This window comes from Pseudomonas sp. GM79, assembly GCF_000282495.1.
Lineage (GTDB): Bacteria > Pseudomonadota > Gammaproteobacteria > Pseudomonadales > Pseudomonadaceae > Aquipseudomonas.
This window is the reverse complement of sequence record NZ_AKJE01000087.1, coordinates 27,595-52,158: the sequence shown is the minus strand read 5'-3', so window position 1 is coordinate 52,158 and position 24,564 is coordinate 27,595. Positions and strand designations below refer to the sequence as shown.

The following is a 24,564-nucleotide window of genomic DNA, read 5'->3' as shown; positions in this document are numbered from 1 at the left end:
TAGGAAAGTGCTGGATCTGTATCAGATCAATTGACAAGGGAGATAGGGTTTCCTAGGGTTCGCCCCATTGTTTTTGCCGGATGTAACCATGACTGCTGACGACCGTATCAAACTCGAACCGAGCTGGAAGGAGGCACTGCGTGCCGAATTCGACCAGCCTTACATGGCAGAGTTGCGCACATTCCTGCAACAGGAACGCGCGGCGGGCAAAGAGATCTATCCACCTGGACCGATGATTTTCAACGCGCTCAATTCCACGCCGCTGGACAAGGTCAAAGTGGTCATTCTCGGTCAAGACCCTTACCACGGCCCGGGTCAGGCCCATGGGTTGTGCTTCTCGGTGCAACCAGGCGTACCGGCGCCGCCATCGCTGGTGAACATTTACAAAGAGTTGAAGCGCGACCTGAACATCGACATTCCCAACCATGGCTACCTGCAGAGTTGGGCAGAGCAGGGCGTGTTGATGCTCAACACCACCATGACCGTGGAACGCGCGAATGCCAACGCCCATGCGGGCAAGGGCTGGCAATATTTTACCGACCGGATTATCGAAGTGGTCAGCGAGCATCAGCCACATCTGGTGTTCCTGCTGTGGGGCGCCCATGCCCAGAGCAAGCAGAAACTCATCGATGCCACCAAACACCTGGTGCTGACTTCGGTCCATCCGTCGCCGCTGTCCGCTTATCGCGGCTTCCTCGGCTGCGGGCACTTCAGTCGGGCGAACAAGTTTCTGGAGCAGAATGGCGAGACGCCGATCGAGTGGCGGTTGCCGTCGGTTTGATGCGTTGATCGGGAGGGCCCCTTCGCGAGCAAGCCCGCTCCCACATTAGACCGAGTTGTCCAGACATACACGGTCTAATGTGGGAGCGAGGCTTGCTCGCGAAGCAGGCGACTCGGTCTATCAGGGAGAATCCGGCTCCCGGTTCCAATACCGAAACAACGGCTCCGCCAGAAACAATACAAACAACAACCGCATCACCTGCATCGCCGTCACCAACGGTACCGACAATTGCAGGGTTTCCGCCGTCAAACTCATCTCGGCAATCCCGCCGGGCATCATGCCCAAGGTCAGCGAACGCAGATCCAGCTGAGTCAGCGCACTCAAACCCAATGCCGCCAGGGTTGCGATCAACATGGTCAACACCGTGCCGAGCAGGGTTCGGCCCATGAAGGACGGTGCCCGCCGGAAGAACTGCCGATTGAAGTGGCAACCCAATCCACTGCCGATCAGCCACTGGCCGATCTGACTGCCGCCATTGGGCAGACCGATGTGCAGGTCCCAACCAATGCTCACCGCCGCACTCACCAGCAACGGTCCGAACAGCCAGGGATTGGGTTGTCGCAGCCGCTCCCAGATCCAGGCGGCAAGGGCGCCCGCCGGGAACAGAATCGCCAGCCAGCGCCAGTCGACGCTGCCGGCATGGGCGATCGGCACACCATCGCCCAATAGATATTTGAACGCCGCCGGCACACACAGCACCACCACCAACACCCGCAAACTCTGCCCCGCCGCAACACGGCTGAGCACCGCGCCGTTGCGCGCGCCGAGGTTGACCATCTCCCCGGAGCCGCCGGGCATGCTGGAAAAGAATGCGGTGGCGCGATCTTCCCCGGTACGCCGCATCAACCAGACCCCGACCACCGCGGACAGGCTGGTGACCAACGCACCGAAGAAGATCAGACCGAAGTGGCTCAGCACCTGCTCCATCACCACCGGAGTGAAGTGCAGGCCGATGCCGATGCCGACGATCCACTGGCCGCACTTGCGCCCGCCAGGGATTTCCGCCAATTGCCAGGGAGTCAGGCAGCGCACCAGGATGATCGCCAGCAACGAGCCGACCATCCACGGTAGCGGCCAGCCGATCTGGCTGGCGAGGTAACCGCCCAGCAGACCGACCAGCGGTGTTCCCCACCAGCTTTTGAACGGGGTGCGATCAGACATCGGCGATAGCGCGCCGGGCGACTGCACGTTTGCGCCAGATCCGCAGCAGCGGCATCAGCAACATGATTGCAGTCAACACCCAGCAACCGAACGTGATTGGGCTCGACCAGAGGATTTCCAGCGCACCGTTGGAAATCGACAGGGCGCGACGCAGGTTTTGTTCCATCAGGCCACCGAGGATGAAGCCCAGCAGCACGGGCGACAACGGGAAGTCTAGCTTGCGCAAGATATAGCCGAAGATGCCGATGCCGATCATCAGGAACAGGTCGAACGTGGTGGCATGGACCGCGTAGACACCGATCCCGGTGATGATCGCGATCACCGGCACCAGTGCCCAGTTCGGCACAGCGAGGATGCGGGTAAAGATGCGGATCATCGGAATGTTGAGGATCACCAGCATCACGTTGGCGATGAACAACGACGCGATCAGGCCCCAGACGATATCCGGTTGCTGCTGGAACAACAGCGGGCCAGGAGTGATGTTGTATAGCGACAACGCGCCGATCATCACCGCCGTCGTACCCGAACCCGGAACGCCGAGGGTCAGCATCGGCACCAGTGCACCGCAGGCGGCGCCACCAATGGCGGTTTCCGGCGCCGCGAGGCCGCGCATGTCGCCTTGTCCGAACGTGCCCTTGGCGCCGGCAATACGTTTCTCCGTCATGTAGGCCACAGCGCTGGCCAGCGTCGCACCGGCACCCGGCAACACGCCCATGATGAAGCCCAGTAAACCGCAACGGATGTTCACCACGAACACCGCCGAAGCTTCCTTGAAGTTGAACATCATGCGTCCGGTGGCTTTCACCGCTTCCTGGCCGCGGTGGGTTTTTTCCAGCAGAAGGAGGATTTCGCTGATGGAGAACAGACCCAATACCAGCACAACGAATTGAATGCCGTCCGTCAGGTGAATGTTATCCCCGGTGAAACGGTATACGCCGCTGTTGGCATCGATCCCGACGCTCGACAGAAACAGACCGATCAGCGCCGCAATGAAGGTCTTGAGCGGTCGGTCGCCGGCCATGCCGCCGAGACAGACAATCGCAAACACCATCAGCACGAAATACTCCGCCGGGCCGAAGGCAATTGCCCACTTCGCCAGCAACGGGGCGAACAGCACCATGCCGCAGGTCGCGATGAACGCACCGATGAACGAACTCCACGCCGACAGCGACAGCGCTACACCGGCCAGGCCTTTGCGGGCCATCGGGTAACCGTCGAGGGTGGTCATTACGGTGGAGGCTTCGCCCGGAATGTTCAGCAGGATCGAGCTGATCCGGCCGCCGTATTCGCAACCCAGGTACACCGCCGCCAGCAGGATCAGCGCCGACTCCGGTGGCAGACCGAGGGCGAATGCGATCGGAATCAGCAAGGCCACGCCGTTGATCGGACCCAATCCGGGCAACAGCCCGACGACGGTGCCGATCAGGGTGCCGCACAGCGCGGTCACCAGGTTGTACGGGCTCAGCGCGACGCCGAAGCCCTGACCCAAATAGCCAAGAGTATCCATATCAGTTCTCCAGAACGTCGAGCACGCCCAGCGGCAGTGGCACGTCCATCAACTTGTCGAACAGCAGATAAAGACCGATGGCCATCAGGCTGATGATCACCGTACTGGGCAGCCAGCGGCCGCCATACAGGCGTGCCATCGGGACGCCGATCAGAATGCTGGCGACAATGAAGCCAAGAGGTTCGAAGGTCCCGGCGAACACCAGCAAAAGCAGCACGCAGATGCCGATTTTGCTCAGGGTTTCGCGGTCCAGTTTCGGGTCATCGTCGCTGTGCACGATCGGCGCCGGTCGAAACACCATGTACAGCAACGCCAGGCCCATCAGACCGAGCATCAGCAGGGGGAAGGCCCGAGGCCCGACCGGTTCGTAGGAAAAAGCCGCCTGATACGGCCATGCCATCAGGGCCAGGCCGATACAGGCCAGCAACAGCACCGAAGCAAAAATGCGTTGTATGAGCATGAGGAACTCCTGGGCCACGACCCCGAGAACCAGGGTCGTAGCCGCTAGACAGAGGCGATCACTGGATCAGGCCGAACTCTTTGGCCAGCACTTTGTAGTCCGCGACCTGCTTCTTCACGTAGGTGTCGAGCTCCGGGCCGGTCATGGCGAACGGGAACAGTTCACGCTGATCGCGCAGCTTGGCGAAGTCCTCGGAGGCGAGCAGTTTGTCGAAGGCGTCTTTCCACCAGGCGTAGTCTTCGTCGCTGACTTTTGGCCCGAGGTAGAAGCCGCGAACCACCGGCCAGACGATGTCGTAGCCCTGCTCTTTAGCCGTCGGAATGTCTTTCATTTCCGGCTCGTCCAGACGCTTCTCGGAGAACACCGCGAGCAGACGCATGTCGCCGCTCTGAATGTGTGGCATGGAGTCGGAGATGTCGGTGCTGCCGACCTGGATGTGGCCACCGAGCAGGGCGGTGGCGATTTCACCACCGCCTTCGAGGGCGACATAACGCAGGTCGCGCGGGTTGATCCCGGCTGCCTTGGCGATCAGTGCGGTTTGCATCCAGTCCTGGCTGCCGACGGTGCCGCCGGAACCGATCACCACTTTGCTCGGATCTTTCTTCAGCGCCTGAACCAGATCGTCCAGGGTCTTGTAAGGCGAATCGCTTTTCACCGCGATGGCGCCATAGCTGGTGCCAACAGCGGCCAGCCAACGAACGTTGGTTTCATCGAAACGACCGAACTTGCCTTGCGCCAGGTTCAGCAGCGAACCGCTGGACCACGCCACCAGCGTGCCAGCATCGGCAGGACGCTGGGCGACCACCGCGTTGTACGCCACCGCGCCGACACCGCCGGGCATGTAGGTCACGCGCATCGGTTTGGTCAGCAGTTTTTCGTTCACCAGCGCGCTTTGCGCCAGTTTGCAGGTCAGGTCGAAACCGCCGCCTGGCGAGGCCGGGGCGATACATTCCGGGCGTTTCGGTTCGGCCATCAATTGGCCGGCGAACAGCATGACGCCAGCGGCCAGAGCAACTTTACGCAGTGACAGGTTCATTCAAGTCTCCTTGGGATTTTTGTTATGGACGTACTGAATTACCAAAGTGCAACGCTATAGCTCACCAGCAGACGCACTTCATCGGCATCGCGAGCGGAGTAGTTGGAACGGTAGGTGGCATTGCGCAGGCGTACGGCGACATCTTTCAGGGCGCCACTTTGTACGACGTATTTGATCTCGGTGTTGCGTTCCCACTCTTTGCCTTCATCACCGTTCTTGAGCTTGATGTTGTCACCGCTCAGGTAACGGCTCATGAAGCTCAGGCCCGGAATACCGAGTTTGGAGAAGTCATAGTCGTAACGCGCTTGCCAGGAGCGTTCTTCGGCACCGGCAAAGTCGTTGATTTGCACGAAGTTGACCAGGTACGGATCGCTGCCATCGACGTAGGGGAAGGCACTGTCGCCGGACATGTGTTGATAGCCGGCGCTGAGTTTATGCCCGTTCAAGGCATAGCTCACCAGACCGTTCAGGGATTTGTTGTCGATATTGCCGCCCCGGGCCGCGCCCTCGTCGTCACTGATGGCCAATCGCAGATCGGTTCCGAACGTGCCGGGGCCGAACGGTTGCGACGCGACAACGCCGATAAAGTGCTGGTTGTAGACTTCATCGAGTTGGGCGAAGTGGTAGCTGCCGGTGATCTTGTCGGTGAACTTGTAGTCCACGCCGCCAAAGTCAAAGTGCTTGCCGGCCACGGTACCGGCGAAGCGGCTGTTCTTGTTGTTGAGGGCGATGTCCTCGAAGTCGGTGCTGTCGCGGTCCTTGGCTTTCTCCAGCCGCCCGCCGGTGAAGGTCAGGTTCTTGATCTCTTTGGAGGTCAGCAGGCCGCCTTCAAAGGTCTGCGGCAGAATGCGCCCGTCGTTGGGTTTGAGGATCGGCAGTTCCGGAATCAGGCTGCCGATTTTCAGTTCCGTGGCGGAGATTTTCACTTTGCCGGTCAGTCCGAGCTTGGAATACTCGTCAGCCGCGCGACCGTCGTCGTGGGTCGGCAACAGGCCGGTGCCGGTGCGATCCGGACTCGAATCGAGTTTTACCCCCAGCATGCCCAGTGCATCGACACCGAACCCCACGGTGCCGGCGGTGTAACCCGATTGCAGATTGAGCATGAACCCCTGGGCCCATTCGTCCCGCTTGGATTGCTGGGCGCTGGTGCCGTCGCGAAAGTCGCGGTTGAAATACATGTTGCGGGTTTCGAAGGTTGCCGTACTGTCTTCGAAGAAGGCAGCCTGGCTCAACGGCGAAAAGCCGGCGAGGGCGGCGGCACTGGCAAGGGCGGTGTGGCTGAGACGGGAAAAACGAACAGGCGGGCGAGCCTGAAGCTGCATGGACAGCATGGTGACGTACTCCGTTTATTGTTCTTATTGGCGAAAACGCTTCGAGGCGTTTTTCGTACAGCGACGGCAGTCGAAACTGTCCGTGGCTGGACTCTAACCGGCCAACCTTTCGCTAACCTTTCAGCTGACTTTCACGGTTTTCGGGCTTCACAGCGACGGATGCGGCTGTAAACTCCGCGCCAAAGAATGGCGTCGACCATCCCTGAATGAGGTAAAGATCCATGCGTGTTCTGCTCGTCGAAGACCACCTGCAGCTTGCCGAAAGTGTCGCCCAGGCGCTCAAGAGCACCGGCCTGACCGTGGATGTGCTGCACGACGGTGTGGCAGCCGACCTGGCCTTGAGCAGCGAGGAATACGCCGTGGCGATCCTCGATGTCGGCCTGCCGCGCATGGATGGCTTCGAAGTGCTGGCGCGCTTGCGGGCCCGGGGCAAGAACCTGCCGGTGCTGATGCTGACCGCCCGCAGCGACGTCAAGGATCGGGTCCATGGCCTGAACCTTGGGGCTGACGATTACCTGGCCAAACCTTTCGAACTGACAGAGCTCGAAGCCCGGGTCAAAGCCTTGCTGCGCCGCAGTGTGCTTGGCGGTGAACGCCAGCAGCGTTGTGGCGTGCTGGCCTATGATCTGGACACCCGGCGCTTTACCCTTGGCGAAGAATTGCTGACCCTGACCTCCCGCGAGCAGGCGGTGCTCGAGGCCCTGATCGCCCGTCCCGGTCGGGTGATGAGCAAGGAACAACTGGCCGCCCAGGTGTTCGGCCTGGACGAGGAGGCCAGTCCCGATGCCATCGAAATCTATGTTCACCGCTTGCGCAAGAAACTCGACGGCCAACCGGTAGCCATCGTGACCTTCCGCGGCCTTGGCTATCTGCTGGAAAGCCGCGATGCATAAGCTCAGCAGCCTGCGCTGGCGGCTGCTGTGGAACCTCGCGCTGCTGTTGGTGGTGTTGATGCTCGCCAGTGGTTTGAGCGCTTACTGGAACGGTCGCGAAGCCGCCGACACTGCTTATGACCGGACCTTGCTGGCCTCGGCGCGGACCATCGCCGCCGGCCTGTCCCAGCGCGACGGCAGCCTCAGCGCCAACGTGCCTTACGTGGCCCTCGATACGTTCGCCTACGACAGTGCCGGGCGAATTTTTTACCTGGTCAACGACATCAACCAGAAACTGATCTCGGGCTACGAAAACCTGCCGGCACCGCCGCCGGGAACGCCGCGCACCGATGATTATCCGGCGCTGGCGCGTTTCTATAACGCCACCTATCAAGGGCAGAACGTGCGAGTGGTCAGCCTGCTCAAAGCAGTCAGCGAGCCGAACATGAACGGCATGGCGGAAATCCGCGTGGCGGAAACCGATGAGGCACGGGTCCGCATGGCTCGCAGCCTGATGGCCGACACCTTGTTGCGTCTGGGCATGTTGGCGATCGGTGCGCTGCTGCTGGTGTGGTTTGCGGTCAGTGCGGCGCTGCGTCCGCTGGAGCGCTTGCGCACGGCGGTGGAAGAACGTCAGCCCGATGACTTGCGGCCCTTGCCCCTGGTGGAAGTGCAACATGAGTTGGGGCCGCTGGTGCGTGCGCTCAATCATTTTACCGAGCGTTTGCGCGGACAGTTCGAGCGCCAGGCGCAGTTCATCGCCGACGCCGCCCACGAATTGCGTACTCCGTTAGCGGCGCTCAAGGCACGGCTCGAATTGGGTATGCGGTCGAACGAACCCGAAACCTGGCGCAGCACCCTGGAAACCGCCGCCCAAGGCACGGATCGCCTGACCCATCTGGCCAATCAATTGCTTTCGCTGGCACGGGTCGAGAATGGTGCCCGGGCAATCGCCGAGGGCGGCGCGCAGTTGCTCGACCTCAGTCAGTTGGCCCGTGAGCTGGGCATGGCCATGGCGCCGCTGGCCCATGCGCGTGGCGTGGCGCTGGCGCTGGAAGCCGACGAACCGGTGTGGCTGCGTGGCGAGCCGACATTGTTGAATGAACTGTTGAGTAACCTGGTGGACAACGCGCTGGCCCACACGCCGCCGGGCGGCAATGTGATCCTGCGGGTCATGGCGCCAGCGGTGCTGGAGGTCGAGGACGATGGCCCGGGAATTCCCCTTGAAGAGCGGGATCGGGTGTTCGAGCGTTTTTATCGGCGTAACGAACAGGTGGCCGGATCGGGACTGGGATTGGCCATCGTCGGCGAGATCTGCCGCGCCCACCTGGCGCAGATCAGCCTGCATGATGGCGAGCGGGCGGGGTTGAAGGTGCGGGTGAGTTTTATCGCAGGATAGTTTTTTTTGTGTCTGGGCTGGCCTCTTCGCGAGCAAGCCCGCTCCCACATTCGATCGCAATTCTCCATGAAGAACTCGGTCAACTGTGGGAGCGGGCTTGCTCGCGAAGGGGGCGCTGCGGTCTCGACTAATAAAACATCGAGCGCGACTCTTCCAGATCCTTGCACATCGCCTTGTTCTCCGGATCGATCCCCAGCTTCTTGAAGGCCGGTACGCTGAATGGATCAATACGGGCCAGTGGATGATCGGTGTCCTTGTGGCAATACAGGCTGGCCACTTGCACCAGATCGACATAATCGACCCGTTCCGATTGCCGCTTGAAATCCAGATACAGCCCCGGTAATTGCACCAGCATTTCCGGAAACTCCCAGACCCTGAGCAATTTATCGCCGAGCAGCGGGTGAATCCGGTCGATCACATGGTTGAGGCTGACCGGGTCAGACAGCAATTCATAGTGATCTTCGGCGTAGGTGAGGATCGGCAGTACACCAATCTGATGCACGAGCCCGCCGAGCGCGGCCTGATCAGGCTTGAGCTGTGTGTAACTGCGGCACAGCGCATAGCTGACGCCGGCGATCTCCAGGCTCTTGCGCCAGACTTCGCGCATTTTCTGTTCCACCACTTCGGAACGGGCATTGAAGATCTGTTCCATCACCAGGCCGATGGCCAGGTTGCTGCTGTAATTGACGCCCAGCCGGGTGATGGCCGTGTGCAGATCAGTCACTTCCTGGGTTGCGCGCAGCAACGGGCTATTGACCACTTTGATCAGGCGCGCCGACAACGCGGTATCGCGGCCAATCACTTTGCTCAGTGTGCTGACACTGATTTCCGGGTCTTCGGCGGCCTTGCGAATCTGCAGGGCCACTTCCGGTAACGTTGGCAGAACCAGGTCATCGTTATCGATGGCCTCAACCAAATCCTGTTGGACCTTATCCGCCAGCTCGCTCATTTCTTTTCTCTAGGGTATTGCGACAAGTACTGCTGTTAACGCTGGATTTCGCGATCGCGATCCAGTTGGTAAGGCAGGTCGAGCAGATGCAGGCCCGGACCTTCGAGTGTGCCAAGGTGCAGGTTGCCATCTTCTGCAGCTTCGGCTTGCAGCACGGCCAGGAGTTCAATGTTTTGCTCGGCGCGGGCGGCCAGCACCACTTCACCGATCGAACTGCCGTGGGTCGGGGAGAACAGTTGGGTACCGGGCTCCGGTAATTCGCTGGCCTCCAGTTGCAGGCGATACAACCGGCGCTTGAGCTTGCCCAGGTACTGCATGCGCGCGACGATTTCCTGGCCGGTGTAGCAACCTTTCTTGAAACTCACGCCACCGACCGCTTGCAGGTTGAGCATCTGCGGGATGAACAGCTCGCGGGTGCTCGGCATGACCTGCCCGATCCCGGCGCGGATCTGGCCCAGCAGCCATTGATTCAGTTCACCTTCGGCCAACAGAGCGGACAGCTTGCCCTTGATGGTGTCGGCTTGATCGGCACGAACCCAGAGTTCAGCGCGATCCGGCGAGACGCGAAGGGCAACCAGGCCGTCATTGCGCGCGACGCTGTCGGTTTCTGCCGGTAGTTCCAGGCCCAGACTGGTCAGTGCTACATCGCCATGCTCAAGGCCAAAGCGAACCCAGCAGGCACTTTCATCGGTCAGTTTCGATTTGGAGAACACCGCGTACTTTTTCAAGTCCGCCAGTTGCGGCTCCAGCAGCTCGCTGGCCATCGCCATGAGCACGCCGTCGCCTTCCAGCAGAATGCGGAAACTCGACTGCATCCGGCCTTTCTGCGTGCAGCGCGCGCCAAGGCTGGCCTGGGTGTCACTCAGGTAATTAAGGTTGCAAGTCAATTGGCCTTGCAGGAATTTGCCGGCATCCGCGCCGCGTACCGCGAGAACGCCTTCGTGAGACAGGGTGCAAAAAAAAGCAGAATCGGCCATGGGTCATCGCAGGGTAAAGAGTCCGAGGGACATCATAAGGGGGCGCCCATGAAATGGGTAGTTCACAAAGGATCGATGGGGGCGACCAAAGCCGACTGTTCGAGCGGGCCCGGGGCTGTATACTTGCCGCCTATTTGAGGAGCGCTCCATGGTCGAAGATGTTGAACTGAATCGCCTCTACTGGCACAGCCGCCGCGGCATGCTTGAGCTTGACGTGTTGCTGGTGCCGTTTGTGAAAGAGGTTTACCCGCACCTCAACGAAGTTGATCGCGCATGCTATGTCAGGCTGCTCGAATGCGAAGATCAGGACATGTTTGGCTGGTTCATGGAGCGTGCCGAGTCGGAAGATCCGGAGCTTCAGCGCATGGTTCGCATGATCCTGGATCGTGTCCAGCCCAAGTAACGTGTTCGAATGCCGCTGGCATGCCTCACGGCAGTTGCTGGCGGCGTATCTTCTGGCCCAGCTTTTCGCGCTGGGTTCGTTGTTTCTTCTTTCCATACCGGTCTGGGCCAGTTTGCTCGGCGCTTTTTGCTGTCTGGCTCATGGCGTCTGGGCATTGCCGCGACAGATTTTGCTGACACACCCGCAGGCGTTTAGCGGCTTGCGTCGCGATGCCGATGGCTGGCAGTTGTGGAATCAGGCGGTGGGTTGGCAGCCCGTGCAGCTGCGGCCGGACAGTCTGGCGGTGCCATTGATTGTGGTACTGCGTTTTCGTCTGCGCGATGAGCGACGGGTCAGGGCGATCTGTGTGCCGCGCGATTCGCAGGCGGCGGATGTGCACCGACGCCTGCGGGTTCGGCTCAAGTTCAGTCGGCGTAGGTGGGCGGCACCAGAATAGTATCCAGGGCGACCGGCAACATGTTCGGATAGTCGAGGGTGTAATGCAGGCCGCGACTTTCCTTGCGTTCCATGGCAGACCGGATCATCAGGTCTGCTACCTGAGCAAGGTTGCGCAGCTCGATCAAATCCCGACTGACCTTATAGTTGCTGTAGAACTCGTCGATTTCGTCCAGCAACAGTTGCACTCGGTGCTGAGCCCGTTGCAGGCGCTTGTTGGTGCGCACGATGCCGACGTAGTCCCACATGAAACGCCGCAGTTCATCCCAGTTGTGCGCAATGATCACGTCTTCGTCCGAATCGGTGACCTGGCTCGCGTCCCAAACGGGCAGGGCGGTTGGAATCGATACTTCTGGCAACTGCTCAAGAATGTCCGCCGCCGCCGAACGAGCGTAAACGAAACACTCCAGCAGCGAGTTGCTGGCCATGCGGTTGGCGCCATGCAGGCCGGTGAAGCTGGTTTCGCCAATCGCATACAGGCCTGGCACATCGGTGCGCCCCCGCTGATCGACCATCACGCCGCCGCAGGTGTAGTGCGCCGCCGGTACCACCGGGATCGGTTGCTTGGTGATATCGATGGAAAATTCCAGGCAGCGTTCATAAACCGTCGGGAAGTGCGTCTTGATGAAATCTTCGGGTTTGTGGCTGATATCCAGATAGACGCAGTCGATACCCAAGCGCTTCATCTCATGGTCGATGGCGCGGGCGACGATGTCCCGTGGTGCCAGCTCGGCCCGTGGGTCGAAACGCTGCATGAAGCGTTCACCATTGGGCAGCTTCAGGTGGCCACCTTCGCCGCGCAGGGCTTCGGTGATCAGGAAACTCTTGGCTTGCGGGTGATAAAGGCAGGTGGGGTGGAACTGGTTGAATTCCAGGTTCGCCACCCGACAGCCCGAACGCCAGGCCATGGCGATACCATCACCGCAAGCACCGTCGGGGTTGCTGGTATAGAGGTAGACTTTTGCCGCACCGCCCGAGGCAAGGATCACGAAGCGTGCGCCGTAGGTATCGACTTCACCGGTACCGCGGTTGAGCACATAGGCGCCGAGGCAACGGTCGCCTTCAAGACCCAGGCGCTTTTCGGTGATCAGGTCGACCGCGACCCGCTGCTCCAGCAGTTCGATGTTGGGACGCTGCTTGGCCTGATCGAGCAGGGTTCTGAAGATCGCCGCGCCCGTCGCATCGGCAGCGTGGATGATGCGCCGATGGCTGTGACCGCCTTCGCGGGTCAGGTGAAACTCGAAACCACCGTCTTCGGTGCCGGACTGTTCATCGCGGGTAAAGGGCACACCTTGGTCGATCAGCCATTGAATCGCCTCTCTGCTGTGCTCGACCGTAAAGCGCACAGCATCTTCATGGCACAGGCCACCACCGGCGTTGAGGGTGTCATCGACATGGGACTCGACAGTGTCGGTGTCATCCAGAACGGCAGCGACACCACCCTGGGCCCAGAAGGTTGAGCCATTGGCGAGGTCGCCTTTGCTCAATACGGCGATGCGCAAATGACCGGGCAAGGTCAGCGCAAGGCTCAAGCCGGCAGCACCGCTGCCAATTACCAGAACATCGTGTTGAAACTGTTGGCTCATTTCAGGATTCCGCTCAAAGCGACCCGGGACGGGGTTGGCGCAAGACAGCTGGATCGGCGAGTCAAGACAGCCATACAGCCCACTAGTATATAGAGGGGGGGAGCGGCACAATAGCCGGGCTCACATGGCATTGTGAAACTACTGTGACGGAAAAGGCTGGACGCTTCGTCGGAAGTTTTTTTGATGGCTTCGGCAACAAGAGGACTGTATCGCGGATTTAACAGTCTTTTTCTCTTCACGGTTGCACAATGTCGGTTTCGGGCAGCTATAAATATGGAACTTTTGCCAAAGGCCCAAGATCAATAGACGGTTGCCTGAAACAAGGGACAGTGTCGGCTTCGGTGCGGGACTTGCGGTTGGGTCCTTGCTGACGAATCCGATGACAAGATTATTCGCGCAGCCGGGTTATCCCGCGCTGCGCTTTTCGTGCGTGCCAAATCAGAGCGCGCCGGAAACTTGCTTGAAGGGGGAGAACTTTTGCGAAAAGCCCGAGTCTATGTTTGCAAGTCTGGTCGTTCAGTAATGCAAGCCTCCTTCGAGCTTATCGAGGAGTGTTCATGCTAACCCAGGAAGAGGATCAGCAGCTGGTCGAGCGCGTTCAACGCGGCGACAAGCGAGCTTTCGATCTGTTAGTGCTGAAATACCAGCACAAAATTCTCGGGTTGATCGTGCGGTTCGTGCACGACACCCATGAAGCCCAGGATGTCGCACAGGAAGCCTTTATCAAGGCATACCGTGCACTTGGTAATTTTCGCGGAGACAGCGCGTTTTATACGTGGCTTTACCGCATCGCCATCAACACGGCGAAAAACTATCTGGTTTCACGCGGCCGCCGGCCGCCGGATAGCGATGTCAGTTCCGAGGATGCAGAGTTCTACGACGGCGATCATGGCCTCAAGGATCTCGAGTCGCCAGAACGTGCATTGCTGCGGGATGAGATCGAAGGCACCGTCCATCGAACCATTCAGCAACTGCCAGAAGATTTGCGTACGGCGTTAACTTTACGTGAATTCGATGGTCTGAGTTACGAGGACATTGCCAGCGTCATGCAGTGTCCGGTGGGTACCGTGCGCTCCCGGATTTTCCGCGCCCGGGAAGCCATCGATAAAGCCCTGCAGCCGTTGTTGCAGGAAAACTGAGACAGCGGCGACAGCCAAGAGAGGAACGCCATGAGTCGTGAAGCCCTGCAGGAATCGCTGTCCGCAGTGATGGATAACGAAGCGGACGAATTGGAATTGCGTCGGGTGTTGAATGCCTTCGACGATGTTGAAACCCGCGATACCTGGGCTCGTTACCAGATCGCTCGGGCAGTTATGCACAAAGATTTGTTGCTTCCTCGTCTGGACATCGCTGCGGCAGTCTCTGCTGCGCTGGCTGACGAAGCCGTACCGGCAAAAGCTTCTCGCGGTCCATGGCGCAGCCTGGGTCGTCTGGCAGTTGCTGCTTCGGTGACCGTTGCCGTGCTGGCAGGTGTTCGTCTGTATAACCAGGATGAGATCGCCGGTGTCGAGTTGGCCCAGCAATCCAGTCAACCGGGTCTGACCGCTCCTCAGGTCAAAGGTCCCGCTGTATTGGCAGGCTACAATGAGAGTTCGGAAGCCACTGGCCCTATGGCCAACGGCGTATTGCAAGGTCAGCCAGGCTGGCACGATCAGCGTCTGCCAGGTTACTTGCGCCAACATGCTCAACAGGCTGCATTGAAAGGTACTGAGAGCGCTCTGCCTTACGCTCGTGCAGCAAGTCTGGAAAACCGTTAAGGAGGATCATGCGCGCCATACCTCTACTTACGCTTCTGCTCAGCGGCTGGTTTGTTGTTCCAGCCCACGCCGATGAAGCCCAGGACTGGCTGAAGCGTCTGGGACAGGCGGAGCAAACGCAGAGCTTCCACGGTACTTTCGTCTACGAGCGTAACGGTAGTTTCTCTACCCATAACATCTGGCATCGCGTCCAGGATGGCAAGGTCCGCGAGCGTTTACTCCAGCTCGACGGCTCGGCACAGGAAGTCGTGCGCATTGATGGGCATACTCAATGCGTGAGCGGCACCCTGATAGCAGGGCTGGGGGACTCACCCAACTCCACCGCTCGTGCACTCGATCCACAAAAGCTAAAGAATTGGTATGACCTTGCCGTCATTGGCAAGTCGCGTGTGGCCGGGCGTGCGGCGGTGATCGTGTCGTTAAAGCCTCGCGATCAGCATCGTTACGGTTTTGAGCTGCATCTGGACAAGGAAACCGGTTTGCCGTTGAAGTCATTGTTGCTCAATGACAAAGGGCAACTGCTGGAGCGGTTCCAGTTCACCCGACTGGATACTGCCGAGGTGCCTTCCGACAGCGATTTGCAGGCAGGCCCTGATTGCAAAACCATTACCCTCGACAGTGACAAGGCTTCCGCCGTCAAAACTGCGCAGGTCTGGCATTCGGACTGGTTACCGCCAGGTTTCGAGCTGACCAGCAGTACCTCTCACAAGGACCCGGAGACCAAAGCCCAGGTCAACAGTCTGATGTTCGACGACGGTCTGGCCCGATTCTCGGTGTTCCTTGAGCCGTTGAATGGCGCAACAGTCACTGACACGCGCACCCAGCTGGGGCCAACCGTCGCTGTCTCCCGGCGATTGACTACACCGCAAGGCGAGATGATGGTGACCGTGGTCGGTGAAATACCGATTGGCACCGCCGAACGGATTGCGCTGTCTATGCGCAACGATGCCGCGGCTACCAGCAAGCAGTGAGCTGATCAGCCTCGCCCATCTGGGGCTGGTTGGAGCGGGGATCGGTAATGGCTGTCGCGCCATTAATGTCTCGAAATGTTTTGCCGAGCATTTTCATTTGCAAATATCCCGAAAATTTTTTATAGGTCAGAGCCCCCTCGGCTCTGGCCTTGTTTGTTGTTCCCGGAACAAAAATACCGGCGTATCGTTTCCGGTGTTCCTTGCTCCATATCGCTTAACCATGCTCGTCGTAACGGGAGCCGTATGTCGATACCACGCTTGAAGTCTTATCTCTCCATTTTTGCCACCGTGCTAGTGCTCGGTCAGGCGGTCGCTGCGCAAGCGGTCGAGTTGCCTGACTTCACGCAGTTGGTCGAGCAAGCCTCGCCCGCGGTGGTTAACATCAGTACTACCCAGAAGTTGCCGGACCGTAAGGTGTCCAGCGAACAAATGCCTGACCTTGAAGGCTTGCCGCCGATGCTGCGCGAGTTCTTTGAACGGGGCATGCCGCAGCAGCCGCGTTCCCCCCGTGGCGATCGTCAGCGTGAAGCGCAATCCCTGGGCTCGGGCTTTATCATTTCGTCCGACGGTTACATCCTGACCAACAACCATGTGATTGCCGATGCCGACGAGATTCTCGTGCGCCTCGCCGATCGCAGTGAGTTGAAGGCCAAGCTGATCGGTACCGATCCGCGCTCCGACGTTGCTTTGCTGAAAATCGAAGGCAAGGACCTGCCGGTTCTGAAGCTTGGCAAGTCGCAGGACCTGAAAGCCGGCCAATGGGTCGTGGCCATCGGTTCGCCGTTCGGCTTTGATCACACGGTGACCCAAGGTATCGTCAGCGCCATCGGCCGTAGCCTGCCGAACGAAAACTATGTGCCGTTCATCCAGACCGACGTGCCGATCAACCCGGGCAACTCCGGTGGTCCGCTGTTCAACCTGGCCGGTGAAGTGGTCGGCATCAACTCGCAGATCTATACCCGTTCCGGTGGCTTCATGGGCGTGTCGTTCGCGATCCCTATCGATGTGGCGATGGACGTTTCCAATCAGTTGAAAAGCGGCGGTAAAGTCAGTCGTGGCTGGTTGGGCGTAGTGATCCAGGAAGTGAACAAGGATCTGGCCGAGTCGTTCGGTCTCGAGAAGCCGGCCGGTGCGCTGGTGGCTCAGATCCAGGATGACGGTCCGGCTGCCAAGGGTGGTCTGCAAGTGGGCGACGTGATCCTCAGCATGAACGGTCAACCGATCGTCATGTCCGCCGATCTGCCGCACCTGGTAGGCGCGCTGAAGGCTGGCTCGAAAGCCGATCTTGAAGTGATCCGCGAAGGCAAGCGCAAGAACGTCGAGCTGACCGTCGGCGCTATCCCTGAGGAAGGCAAAGAGCTGGAAGCCCTGCCTAAATCCAGCGTCGAGCGCAGCAGCAATCGCCTGGGTGTTTCCGTGGCCGAGTTGACCGAAGAACAGAAGAAAACCCTCGACCTCAAGGGTGGCGTGGTTATCAAGGAAGTTCAGGATGGCCCTGCTGCCCTGATCGGCTTGCAGCCGGGCGACGTGATCACTCACCTGAACAACCAGGCGATTGGCTCCTCCAAGGAGTTCACGGACATTGCCAAGGCACTGCCGAAGAACCGCTCGGTGTCGATGCGGGTTCTGCGTCAAGGTCGCGCCAGCTTCATCACCTTCAAACTTGCTGAATAAACCGGTTGTCGGCTGAATAAAAAACCGCCTCGAAAGAGGCGGTTTTTTTGTACCTGGATTTTCTGTTTCTGAAGCGGTCAGCCCATCATGTCCTTGACCATGCGTTCCTGCTCCATCAACTCACGTTGCCGTGCGTCGATCCGCGACGACAGCGGGAAGTTGCTGCCAGCCTTTCGCTTGGCGAAGTCCAGTTGCTGGATGGCCTGGCGATAGTCGCCGACCAGCGCAAAGTACTCTGCGCGAGCTTGATGCAGGCCGATGATGTTGCCCGACAGGCCACGAGTCTCGGCCACCATGTACCAGACGTCCGGATCATCGGGTCGGCTCTTGAGCAGGGTCTCCAGTGCTTTTTCCGCTTCGACCGCTCGATTCTGCTTGAGCAACAGGTCGACACGTACCTGATTCAGCGGGTAGTTGCCGGGGTATTGAGTGAGCATTCGGTCGACCCGAGATTGAGCATCGGGCAGACGATTATTGGTGATGTCCAGATCGACCTGCGCCAGGTTGTAGATGATCTCGTTCGGCGATTTGGCCAGCAGCAGCTTGAGGTTCTCCCGAGCCTCATTTAGCTGGCCACCCTTGATCTGGGCGATTGCCAAGCCATAGCGCGCGACATCGTTTTTCGGGTTTTCATCGAGTTGGGCCCGAAAGCGCTTGGCGCCCAGGCCTGGGGTTTCTTCATAGATCAGTTGCACGCGCGCCCGAATCAGCTGGTAACGCATGCTGTCTTCGATACCGCCCGGCTTGGCCTGTTCGGCGCGGTTGCGGGTGTCGGCGATCCGCGATTCGGTTACCGGGTGAGTCAGCAGGAATTCTGGTGGCTTGGCGTCGAAGCGGTACTGGCGCATCAGCCGTTCGAACATGGTCGGCATCGAGCGCGGGTCGTAACCGGCCTTTTCCAGATTCATGATGCCGATACGGTCGGCTTCCTGTTCATTCTGGCGCGAGAAGCGTCGTTGTTCCTGAATCGCCGCTGCCTGGGTACCGGCAATGGCCGCGATCCCTGCATCACCTGCACCGGCCGCGGCAATCACGATGCCAGCCAGCAGCGCAGCCATCATGGGCACTTGCATGCGTTGCGACGCTTCGACACCGCGGGCGAAGTGACGCTGCGACAAGTGAGCCAGTTCGTGGGCCATTACCGAAGCATATTCACCCTCGGTCTGGGCATTGAGGAACAAGCCACCGTTGACGCCGACGATTCCGCCCGGCGCGGCAAAAGCGTTGAGCTGCGGGCTGTTGATCAGGATGAATTCCAGGCGCCGGTCATTGACCTGGCTGGTTTCTACCAAACGGTAGACGCTGGATTCGACGTAATCCTTGAGTTGCGGATCGTTGAGCTGCGATACCTGGCTGCGTAACAGCGCCAGCCAGGCACGGCCCAATTGGTGTTCCTGTTGCGGCGAGACGATGGCAGAACTGGCGTCACCAAGTGACGGCAAGTCGTCGGCGAAGCCCGGTGAGGCGAGCAGGCAAGCGAGCGTCAGCAGGGTAGGGCGCAAAAAAGTCATGCACAAAGCCTTAGTCGACAAAGACCTTACTGTAGCCGGACACTACGCTTGGGACCAGATATTCTAAGCGGCTTAACCCCCGCCCCGGAGTGATTCAATGACTGACACAGTAACCCACGACGCCGAACTGGACGCCAGTGGTCTGAATTGCCCGTTGCCGTTGCTCAAAGCCAAACTGGAGCTCAACCGACTGGCCAGCGGTGCGGTACTCAAGGTGATCGCCACCGATGCAGGTTCCCAGCGCGACTTTCGCACCTTTGCCCGATTGGCCGGTCATACGCTGCTTCGTGAAGAAGATGAGGCGGGTGTTTACCGCTATTGGTTGAAAAAAGCCTGAAACCTGCTGCGTTCGTTTCTAAGGATTATTGATGTTCAAGGTGTTACGCGACTGGATTCAGCGCTACTTCTCGGATGAAGAAGCCGTGGTGCTGGCGGTGCTGCTGTTTCTGGCATTTACCGCGGTGCTCACCCTGGGTGGAATGCTCGCGCCCGTACTGGCCGGTATGGTGCTGGCGTATCTGATGCAGGGGCTGGTAGTGACCCTCGAGCGCCTGCGCGTGCCGGGTGGCGCGGCGGTGGGGCTGGTTTTCGCGTTATTCATGGGGTTGTTGCTGGTTTTTATCATCATCGTGGTACCACTGCTCTGGCACCAATTGATCACGCTGTTCAACGAATTGCCCGGCATGCTCGCCAAATGGCAGTCGCTGCTGTTGCTGCTGCCCGAGCGCTATCCGCATCTGGTGTCGGATGAGCAAGTGCTGCAGGCGATCGAAGTGGCACGGGGCGAGATCGGCAAGTTCGGCCAGTGGGCGCTGACATTCTCGCTGTCGAGCCTGCCGCTGCTGGTGAACATCATGATCTACCTGGTGCTGGTGCCGATCCTGGTGTTCTTCTTTCTCAAGGACCGGGAGATGATCGGCCAGTGGGTCCGCGGTTATCTGCCGCGTGAGCGGGCGCTGATTACCCGGGTCGCCCAGGAAATGAATCGGCAGATCGCCAATTATATTCGTGGCAAGGTCATCGAAATCTTCATTTGCGGTGGCGTGACTTACATCGCCTTCGTGGCGCTGGGGCTCAACTATTCGGCGCTGCTGGCGTTGCTGGTGGGTGTGTCGGTGGTGGTGCCTTACGTCGGGGCGGTGGTGGTGACCGTGCCAGTGCTGCTGATTGCACTGTTCCAGTGGGGCTGGAGCGATCAGTTCATCTATTTGATGGCGGTCTACGGGATCATCCAGACACTGGACGGCAACGTGCTGGTGCCGCTGCTGTTCTCGGAAGCGGTCAACCTGCACCCGGTGGCGATCATTTGCGCGGTGCTGTTGTTTGGTGGGTTGTGGGGCTTTTGGGGGGTGTTCTTTGCGATTCCCCTGGCGACGCTGTTCAAGGCTGTGCTGGATGCCTGGCCGCGCAAAGAACCGGTGGTGGCACCGCTGCTTTAATTGTTGGTGCGGGGTTGTGGTGGGGCAGAGGGCCTCTTCGCGAGCAAGCCCGCTCCCACATTAGACCGTGCTTGCCCAGGTAACTCGGTCAACTGTGGGAGCGGGCTTGCTCGCGAAGGCGTCCGGACAGACGCCCAAATAATCAGGCCTTGTTCAGCGCCTGAGCAGCAGCCAAAACCGCATCCACATGCCCCGGTACCTTCACACCGCGCCATTCCTGACGCAGCACGCCGTTCTTGTCGATCAGGAACGTGCTGCGATCAACGCCCATGTATTCCTTGCCGTAGAGCTTTTTCAGTTTGATCACGTCGAATTGCTGGCATAGCGCTTCTTCTTTGTCACTGATCAGCTCGAAAGTGAACGCCTGCTTGGCCTTGAAGTTCTCATGGGATTTCAGGCTATCGCGAGACACGCCGAAGACTTCAGTATTGGCGGCTTTAAAGGCGTCAAGCTGATCACGAAAACCCTGACCCTGGGTGGTGCAGCCCGGCGTGCTGTCCTTCGGATAGAAGTAAATCACCACTTGCTTGCCTTTGAGGCCCGCGAGGCTGACGGATTGCCCGCTGGTGGCGGGTGCTTCGAAGTCGGCAACCGGTTGGTCGATGGCTACGGCCATGAAAGCTTCCTTACATTGGGTTTTGTGGGCGCCACGGCTCAATCAGTGCGTCCAGGTTCATGGCGTCGGCGAAATCCAGGAACTGGTCACGCAACCAGCTGATCTGGGTGCCGGCCGGCAAGGTCACGGTGAACGTGGCGTTGAGCATGGTGCCGCCGGTCTGCGGGGCCTGATAGGTGTCGCAGGTCAGGTTCTCCAGTTCGACGTTGTGATCCATGAAGAACTGGCACAGCTCGTTGATGATGTCCGGACGGTAAGCCGAGCTGACGTAGGCAACGTACGGCAGGGCCTGGGGACGGTTCTCCAGGGCTGCGCTGCGGACCACGTTAACGGTGAAGGCGTGCCGTTTGGCCAGCACTGGCAGGCTGCCCTCGAGGCGCGCCAGGGCGTCCCAGCTGCCCGAGATTTCAAGGATCAACGCACTGCATTCGCCATGACGCGTCAGGCGAGAGGTGACCACGGCGCAGCGGTTTTCATGGCTGGCGCGGCACAGGACGTTAGTCAGCTCCATGGGGTTGGCGCCGAGGGCACTGATGACAAGGAATTGTTCGCGAACTGTGGGGGTGGACATGCAGCATTCCTAAAGCGATGAGCGGTCGATACTTTTATGGGCTTTTTTTACCGGGACGAGCCTGCGGATGCGAATTCAGAAAACCCGGCCGAAGGTTGCGACGTGCTCCAGAGTGGCGAGAGCGAGGGGTGGCAACGCTGGATCGGGGCTTGTGATGCCGAAAATGGAGGCTGGAACGCGGCGTACGAGCTTATCAGTACCGATCAAAGTCTGAAGGGTAGCGAAAAGCAGCGCCAAGGGGAATGGCAGCAGCGCAGTACTTCGCTTGTACAAGCATCTTGGCGCCAGTACCATTACCGCTCTCTTTTTCCGGCAGGAGCGGTTGCATGATTGCGGGCAGTATGGTGGCACTGGTCACACCCATGGATGCACAGGGTCGTCTCGACTGGGACAGCCTGAGCAAACTGGTGGACTTCCACCTGCAAGAGGGCACCAACGCCATCGTGGCGGTCGGCACTACAGGTGAGTCGGCCACGCTTGACGTGAACGAACACATCGAAGTGATTCGTCGCGTGGTTGCCCAGGTTGCAGGGCGTATTCCGGTGATCGCCGGTACGGGCGCCAATTCGACGCGCGAAGCGATCGAACTGACCACCAACGCGAAGAACGCCGGCGCCGACGCGTGCCTGCTGGTAACCCCTTATTACAACAAGCCGACGCAAGAAGGCCTGTACCAGCACTTCAAGGCCATCGCCGAAGCCGTCGACATCCCGCAGATCCTTTACAACGTGCCGGGCCGTACCGCCTGCGACATGCAGGCCGAGACGGTGATCCGCCTGTCGACCGTGAAGAACATCATCGGCATCAAGGAAGCCACGGGCGACCTGCAGCGCGCCAAGGACATCCTGGCCGGCGTGAGCAGCGACTTCCTGGTGTATTCCGGTGACGACGCGACCGCGGTCGAGCTGATGCTGCTCGGCGGCAAGGGCAATATTTCGGTGACCGCCAACGTCGCACCGCGCGCCATGAGCGAGTTGTGTGCCGCGGCCATGGCCGGTGATGCCGTCAAAGCCCGGGCGATCCACGAAAAGCTGATGCCGCTCAATAAAACCCTGTTTATCGAATCCAACCCTATCCCCGTGAAATGGGCACTGCATGAAATGGGCTTGATGCCGGACGGTATCCGTCTGCCGCTCACCTGGCTCAGCGCTGCCTGTCACGAACCGCTGCGGCAGGCCATGCGCCAGTCCGGCGTCCTGGTTTAATTGAGGAAGTACTACGCATGAAGCGATTGGCCGGACTTTCCGCACTTGCCTTGATTATCTCCAGCACCAGTGGCTGCGGATGGATCTGGGGCCCGGAAGGTTATTTCCGTGACCGTGGTAGCGACTACCTGGAAGCGCAACAGACTGCACCGATGCAACTGCCACCGGACGTCAGCACCGCCAAGCGTCTGGATCCGCTGTTGCCGATCCCGCGCAACGTGGCTGACGACACCGCCAAGGGCGAATACATCGTGCCTCGTCCGCAGCCGCTGTCGGCCGCGGCTGATGCCAGCGACTACACCCTGCAGAAGAGCGGCGATTCGCGTTGGGTCATGGCCCAGCACCCACCGGCCGAAGTCTGGCCCGTGGCCGTGCAGTTCTTCCAGGACAACGGTTTCCGTCTGGACGAGCAACGCCCGCAAACCGGCGAATTCACCACCACCTGGCAGCGTTCCGACGAACTGTCCGCTGCAATGGCCAAGCGCTTGAGCGCAGCCGGTGTCGGCGCCGACAGTGAAAGCCGTGTGCGGGTGCGTATCGAGCCAGGCGTGCAGCGCAACACCAGTGAAGTCTACGTGGTCAGCGCCGAGCGTCCTGCCGGCAGCACCGCCAATGTGGATTTCACCAATCGTTCGGTTAACACCGGCCTGGACGCAGCACTGGTCGACGACATGCTGGCAAGCATGAGCCGCACCTCGGAGAAGGGCGGTTCGGTCTCCATGCTGGCCTCTCGTGATTTCGATACGCCAAGTCGTGTCAGCCTGACCGAAGATGGCAGCGGCAACCCGGTGCTCAACGTCGGTTCCGATCTGGATCGTGCCTGGTCGAGTGTCGGTCGTGCGCTGGAACAGGGCGAATGGCGTGTTGAAGACATCAACCGCAGCCTGGGCCTGTACTACATCAACCTCGCCGAAAAAGCCGAGAAAAAGGACGAGAAGCCAGGTTTCTTCAGCGGTCTGTTCGGCAGCAAGCCGGACAAGGAAGAAGTTGAAGCCCGCGCCGAGCGTTATCAGGTTCGCCTGAGCAAGGTTGGCGAGAACGTGCAAGTCACCGTCGAGAAAAACATCAACACCGTGGCGCCAGCAGATGTGGCGCGCAAAGTGTTGAGCGTGATTCAGGACAACCTGGGCTGATCACATGCGTTTTGCCGTTCTCGGCAGCGGTAGCCAAGGGAACGGCACGCTGATAGCCAGCGACGACACGTATGTACTGGTGGATTGTGGTTTCTCCCTGCGAGAAACCGAAAAACGCCTGCTGCGACTGGGTGTGAACCCTTCGCAGCTGAGCGCGATACTCGTGACCCACGAACATGCCGACCACGTGCATGGCGTGGGTTTGCTGTCTCGGCGTTACAATCTGCCTGTCTACCTCAGTCGCGGGACCCTGCGCGGGATGCGCAAACCGATTGAACCCGCAGGCTTTCTGGCTGGCGGCGAGCAACTGCAAATCGGTAACCTGAGCATCGGCGTCATTGCCGTGGCCCATGATGCACAGGAGCCGACGCAGTATGTCTTCAGCGACGGTCAGCGGCGTTTCGGCCTGTTGACCGACCTGGGCTCATATTGCAACAAGGTGCTGGACGGCTACCGGGACCTCGATGCATTGATGATCGAGTCCAATCATTGCCGTGACATGCTGGCTCGCGGTCACTACCCGTACTTTCTCAAGCAACGGGTGGGCGGTGAATTGGGACATTTGAACAACCATCAGGCGGCATTCCTGGTGGCCGAGTTGGGCTGGCAAGGCCTGCAACACCTGGTCCTGGCCCATCTGAGCAGCAAGAACAACCTGCCGCAGCTGGCCCGGCAATGTTTTGTCGACACCCTCGGGTGCGACCCGGACTGGCTGCAACTGGCCGATCAAGATTCAGGGCTCGACTGGCGACACATCGCCTAGCCCACCTACTTAGCAAGCGGAGCCCAT

At 59.6% G+C, this 24,564-nt stretch carries 25 protein-coding genes; 14 read left to right on the top strand and 11 right to left on the bottom strand.

Going from position 1 to position 24,564, the window contains the following annotated elements; genetic code table 11:
* The first annotated feature begins 88 nt into the window (after positions 1-88).
* A complete protein-coding gene (ung, locus tag PMI36_RS06710) occupies positions 89-781 on the top strand; it encodes a uracil-DNA glycosylase (protein ID WP_008074486.1) in 693 nt (230 codons plus the stop codon).
* Between the two features lie 120 nt (positions 782-901).
* Here the strand turns inward: ung and PMI36_RS06715 are convergent, their stop codons facing one another.
* The 5 genes from PMI36_RS06715 to PMI36_RS06735 are packed head-to-tail and all read right to left on the bottom strand — an operon-like array spanning position 902 to position 6,276.
* The gene (locus PMI36_RS06715) at positions 902-1,942 is read right to left on the bottom strand and encodes an AbrB family transcriptional regulator (protein WP_032830589.1); all 1,041 of its coding nucleotides are present in this window, start codon (positions 1,940-1,942) and stop codon (positions 902-904) included.
* Complete coding sequence (locus PMI36_RS06720) at positions 1,935-3,449, bottom strand: tripartite tricarboxylate transporter permease (RefSeq protein WP_008074482.1); 1,515 nt, start codon at positions 3,447-3,449, stop codon at positions 1,935-1,937. Before PMI36_RS06720 ends, PMI36_RS06715 begins: the two co-directional genes overlap by 8 nt.
* A gap of 1 nt (position 3,450) precedes the next feature.
* A complete protein-coding gene (locus PMI36_RS06725) occupies positions 3,451-3,909 on the bottom strand; it encodes a tripartite tricarboxylate transporter TctB family protein (RefSeq protein WP_008074480.1) in 459 nt (152 codons plus the stop codon).
* Between the two features lie 58 nt (positions 3,910-3,967).
* Entirely contained in the window at positions 3,968-4,945 is a 978-nt protein-coding gene (locus PMI36_RS06730) for a Bug family tripartite tricarboxylate transporter substrate binding protein (RefSeq protein WP_008074479.1), read from the bottom strand.
* Positions 4,946-4,983: 38 nt separating this feature from the next.
* On the bottom strand, positions 4,984-6,276 hold the full coding sequence (locus PMI36_RS06735; protein ID WP_008074477.1) for an OprD family porin: 1,293 nt from the start codon (positions 6,274-6,276) through the stop codon (positions 4,984-4,986).
* A gap of 221 nt (positions 6,277-6,497) precedes the next feature.
* Here PMI36_RS06735 and PMI36_RS06740 point away from each other — a divergent pair, with 221 nt between their 5' ends.
* On the top strand, positions 6,498-7,169 hold the full coding sequence (locus tag PMI36_RS06740; RefSeq protein ID WP_007898613.1) for a response regulator: 672 nt from the start codon (positions 6,498-6,500) through the stop codon (positions 7,167-7,169).
* Entirely contained in the window at positions 7,162-8,547 is a 1,386-nt protein-coding gene (locus tag PMI36_RS06745; RefSeq protein ID WP_008074474.1) for a sensor histidine kinase, read from the top strand. Before PMI36_RS06740 ends, PMI36_RS06745 begins: the two co-directional genes overlap by 8 nt.
* Positions 8,548-8,674: 127 nt before the next feature.
* Here the strand turns inward: PMI36_RS06745 and PMI36_RS06750 are convergent, their stop codons facing one another.
* Both PMI36_RS06750 and ygfZ read right to left on the bottom strand, forming a co-directional pair.
* Positions 8,675-9,496: an HDOD domain-containing protein gene (locus tag PMI36_RS06750; RefSeq protein WP_008014843.1), complete on the bottom strand. Its 822-nt coding sequence runs from the start codon at positions 9,494-9,496 to the stop codon at positions 8,675-8,677.
* Between the two features lie 35 nt (positions 9,497-9,531).
* On the bottom strand, positions 9,532-10,473 hold the full coding sequence (ygfZ, locus tag PMI36_RS06755) for a CAF17-like 4Fe-4S cluster assembly/insertion protein YgfZ (RefSeq protein WP_008074473.1): 942 nt from the start codon (positions 10,471-10,473) through the stop codon (positions 9,532-9,534).
* A 148-nt stretch (positions 10,474-10,621) separates the two neighbouring features.
* Between ygfZ and PMI36_RS06760 the strand changes: the two genes are divergently transcribed.
* Both PMI36_RS06760 and PMI36_RS0129830 read left to right on the top strand, forming a co-directional pair.
* Positions 10,622-10,876, top strand: a complete 255-nt coding sequence (locus PMI36_RS06760) for an FAD assembly factor SdhE (RefSeq protein WP_007898624.1) — start codon at positions 10,622-10,624, stop codon at positions 10,874-10,876.
* Positions 10,860-11,312, top strand: a complete 453-nt coding sequence (locus PMI36_RS0129830) for a protein YgfX (protein WP_032830588.1) — start codon at positions 10,860-10,862, stop codon at positions 11,310-11,312. Before PMI36_RS06760 ends, PMI36_RS0129830 begins: the two co-directional genes overlap by 17 nt.
* On the opposite strand, the gene nadB is transcribed toward PMI36_RS0129830, so the two are convergent.
* Positions 11,281-12,897 carry an L-aspartate oxidase gene (nadB, locus tag PMI36_RS06765; protein ID WP_008074472.1) on the bottom strand — a complete coding sequence of 539 codons (1,617 nt, stop codon included), beginning with the start codon at positions 12,895-12,897 and terminating at the stop codon, positions 11,281-11,283. The two genes, PMI36_RS0129830 and nadB, sit on opposite strands and share 32 nt — an antisense overlap.
* A gap of 557 nt (positions 12,898-13,454) precedes the next feature.
* Between nadB and rpoE the strand changes: the two genes are divergently transcribed.
* The 4 genes from rpoE (at position 13,455) to PMI36_RS06785 (ending at position 17,299) form a co-directional block, all read left to right on the top strand.
* Entirely contained in the window at positions 13,455-14,036 is a 582-nt protein-coding gene (gene rpoE, locus PMI36_RS06770) for an RNA polymerase sigma factor RpoE (protein ID WP_003172477.1), read from the top strand.
* A 30-nt stretch (positions 14,037-14,066) separates the two neighbouring features.
* Complete coding sequence (locus PMI36_RS06775; protein ID WP_007898648.1) at positions 14,067-14,654, top strand: sigma-E factor negative regulatory protein; 588 nt, start codon at positions 14,067-14,069, stop codon at positions 14,652-14,654.
* An 8-nt stretch (positions 14,655-14,662) separates the two neighbouring features.
* Complete coding sequence (locus tag PMI36_RS06780) at positions 14,663-15,625, top strand: MucB/RseB C-terminal domain-containing protein (RefSeq protein ID WP_008014848.1); 963 nt, start codon at positions 14,663-14,665, stop codon at positions 15,623-15,625.
* A 243-nt stretch (positions 15,626-15,868) separates the two neighbouring features.
* Positions 15,869-17,299, top strand: a complete 1,431-nt coding sequence (locus PMI36_RS06785) for a DegQ family serine endoprotease (protein WP_008014849.1) — start codon at positions 15,869-15,871, stop codon at positions 17,297-17,299.
* Between the two features lie 77 nt (positions 17,300-17,376).
* Here PMI36_RS06785 and PMI36_RS06790 read toward each other — a convergent pair whose 3' ends face one another.
* Complete coding sequence (locus PMI36_RS06790) at positions 17,377-18,810, bottom strand: M48 family metalloprotease (protein ID WP_008074471.1); 1,434 nt, start codon at positions 18,808-18,810, stop codon at positions 17,377-17,379.
* A gap of 97 nt (positions 18,811-18,907) precedes the next feature.
* Between PMI36_RS06790 and PMI36_RS06795 the strand changes: the two genes are divergently transcribed.
* Together PMI36_RS06795 and PMI36_RS06800 are read left to right on the top strand one after the other, a co-directional pair.
* Positions 18,908-19,147 carry a sulfurtransferase TusA family protein gene (locus PMI36_RS06795; RefSeq protein WP_008074470.1) on the top strand — a complete coding sequence of 80 codons (240 nt, stop codon included), beginning with the start codon at positions 18,908-18,910 and terminating at the stop codon, positions 19,145-19,147.
* A 31-nt stretch (positions 19,148-19,178) separates the two neighbouring features.
* Positions 19,179-20,249: an AI-2E family transporter gene (locus PMI36_RS06800; protein WP_008074469.1), complete on the top strand. Its 1,071-nt coding sequence runs from the start codon at positions 19,179-19,181 to the stop codon at positions 20,247-20,249.
* Positions 20,250-20,391: 142 nt separating this feature from the next.
* Here PMI36_RS06800 and PMI36_RS06805 read toward each other — a convergent pair whose 3' ends face one another.
* Positions 20,392-20,865 (bottom strand): peroxiredoxin, encoded by a 474-nt coding sequence (locus PMI36_RS06805; protein WP_008074467.1) that lies wholly within the window; start codon positions 20,863-20,865, stop codon positions 20,392-20,394.
* A gap of 10 nt (positions 20,866-20,875) precedes the next feature.
* A complete protein-coding gene (locus tag PMI36_RS06810; RefSeq protein ID WP_007898662.1) occupies positions 20,876-21,436 on the bottom strand; it encodes a glycine cleavage system protein R in 561 nt (186 codons plus the stop codon).
* A 326-nt stretch (positions 21,437-21,762) separates the two neighbouring features.
* Between PMI36_RS06810 and dapA the strand changes: the two genes are divergently transcribed.
* The 3 genes from dapA to PMI36_RS06825 are packed head-to-tail and all read left to right on the top strand — an operon-like array spanning position 21,763 to position 24,537.
* Entirely contained in the window at positions 21,763-22,641 is an 879-nt protein-coding gene (gene dapA / locus PMI36_RS06815) for a 4-hydroxy-tetrahydrodipicolinate synthase (RefSeq protein ID WP_007898664.1), read from the top strand.
* 17 nt (positions 22,642-22,658) lie between these two features.
* Complete coding sequence (gene bamC, locus PMI36_RS06820; RefSeq protein WP_008074465.1) at positions 22,659-23,774, top strand: outer membrane protein assembly factor BamC; 1,116 nt, start codon at positions 22,659-22,661, stop codon at positions 23,772-23,774.
* Between the two features lie 4 nt (positions 23,775-23,778).
* The gene (locus PMI36_RS06825; RefSeq protein WP_007898669.1) at positions 23,779-24,537 is read left to right on the top strand and encodes an MBL fold metallo-hydrolase; all 759 of its coding nucleotides are present in this window, start codon (positions 23,779-23,781) and stop codon (positions 24,535-24,537) included.
* Positions 24,538-24,564: the final 27 nt, after the last annotated feature.

Excerpts from the sequence above, each read along its gene's own strand:
- PMI36_RS06760 (WP_007898624.1), top strand. The coding sequence starts at position 10,622 with ATGGTCGAAGATGTTGAACTGAATCGCCTCTACTGGCACAGCCGCCGC.
- PMI36_RS06730 (WP_008074479.1), bottom strand. The coding sequence starts at position 4,945 with ATGAACCTGTCACTGCGTAAAGTTGCTCTGGCCGCTGGCGTCATGCTG.
- PMI36_RS06745 (WP_008074474.1), top strand. The coding sequence starts at position 7,162 with ATGCATAAGCTCAGCAGCCTGCGCTGGCGGCTGCTGTGGAACCTCGCG.
- PMI36_RS06825 (WP_007898669.1), top strand. The coding sequence starts at position 23,779 with ATGCGTTTTGCCGTTCTCGGCAGCGGTAGCCAAGGGAACGGCACGCTG.
- PMI36_RS06805 (WP_008074467.1), bottom strand. The coding sequence starts at position 20,865 with ATGGCCGTAGCCATCGACCAACCGGTTGCCGACTTCGAAGCACCCGCC.
- ung (WP_008074486.1), top strand. The coding sequence starts at position 89 with ATGACTGCTGACGACCGTATCAAACTCGAACCGAGCTGGAAGGAGGCA.
- PMI36_RS06715 (WP_032830589.1), bottom strand. The coding sequence starts at position 1,942 with ATGTCTGATCGCACCCCGTTCAAAAGCTGGTGGGGAACACCGCTGGTC.
- PMI36_RS06810 (WP_007898662.1), bottom strand. The coding sequence starts at position 21,436 with ATGTCCACCCCCACAGTTCGCGAACAATTCCTTGTCATCAGTGCCCTC.
- PMI36_RS06795 (WP_008074470.1), top strand. The coding sequence starts at position 18,908 with ATGACTGACACAGTAACCCACGACGCCGAACTGGACGCCAGTGGTCTG.
- dapA (WP_007898664.1), top strand. The coding sequence starts at position 21,763 with ATGATTGCGGGCAGTATGGTGGCACTGGTCACACCCATGGATGCACAG.
- ygfZ (WP_008074473.1), bottom strand. The coding sequence starts at position 10,473 with ATGGCCGATTCTGCTTTTTTTTGCACCCTGTCTCACGAAGGCGTTCTC.
- PMI36_RS06725 (WP_008074480.1), bottom strand. The coding sequence starts at position 3,909 with ATGCTCATACAACGCATTTTTGCTTCGGTGCTGTTGCTGGCCTGTATC.
- PMI36_RS06775 (WP_007898648.1), top strand. The coding sequence starts at position 14,067 with ATGAGTCGTGAAGCCCTGCAGGAATCGCTGTCCGCAGTGATGGATAAC.
- bamC (WP_008074465.1), top strand. The coding sequence starts at position 22,659 with ATGAAGCGATTGGCCGGACTTTCCGCACTTGCCTTGATTATCTCCAGC.
- PMI36_RS06720 (WP_008074482.1), bottom strand. The coding sequence starts at position 3,449 with ATGGATACTCTTGGCTATTTGGGTCAGGGCTTCGGCGTCGCGCTGAGC.
- rpoE (WP_003172477.1), top strand. The coding sequence starts at position 13,455 with ATGCTAACCCAGGAAGAGGATCAGCAGCTGGTCGAGCGCGTTCAACGC.
- PMI36_RS06790 (WP_008074471.1), bottom strand. The coding sequence starts at position 18,810 with ATGACTTTTTTGCGCCCTACCCTGCTGACGCTCGCTTGCCTGCTCGCC.
- nadB (WP_008074472.1), bottom strand. The coding sequence starts at position 12,897 with ATGAGCCAACAGTTTCAACACGATGTTCTGGTAATTGGCAGCGGTGCT.
- PMI36_RS06740 (WP_007898613.1), top strand. The coding sequence starts at position 6,498 with ATGCGTGTTCTGCTCGTCGAAGACCACCTGCAGCTTGCCGAAAGTGTC.
- PMI36_RS06750 (WP_008014843.1), bottom strand. The coding sequence starts at position 9,496 with ATGAGCGAGCTGGCGGATAAGGTCCAACAGGATTTGGTTGAGGCCATC.
- PMI36_RS06800 (WP_008074469.1), top strand. The coding sequence starts at position 19,179 with ATGTTCAAGGTGTTACGCGACTGGATTCAGCGCTACTTCTCGGATGAA.
- PMI36_RS06785 (WP_008014849.1), top strand. The coding sequence starts at position 15,869 with ATGTCGATACCACGCTTGAAGTCTTATCTCTCCATTTTTGCCACCGTG.
- PMI36_RS06735 (WP_008074477.1), bottom strand. The coding sequence starts at position 6,276 with ATGCTGTCCATGCAGCTTCAGGCTCGCCCGCCTGTTCGTTTTTCCCGT.
- PMI36_RS06780 (WP_008014848.1), top strand. The coding sequence starts at position 14,663 with ATGCGCGCCATACCTCTACTTACGCTTCTGCTCAGCGGCTGGTTTGTT.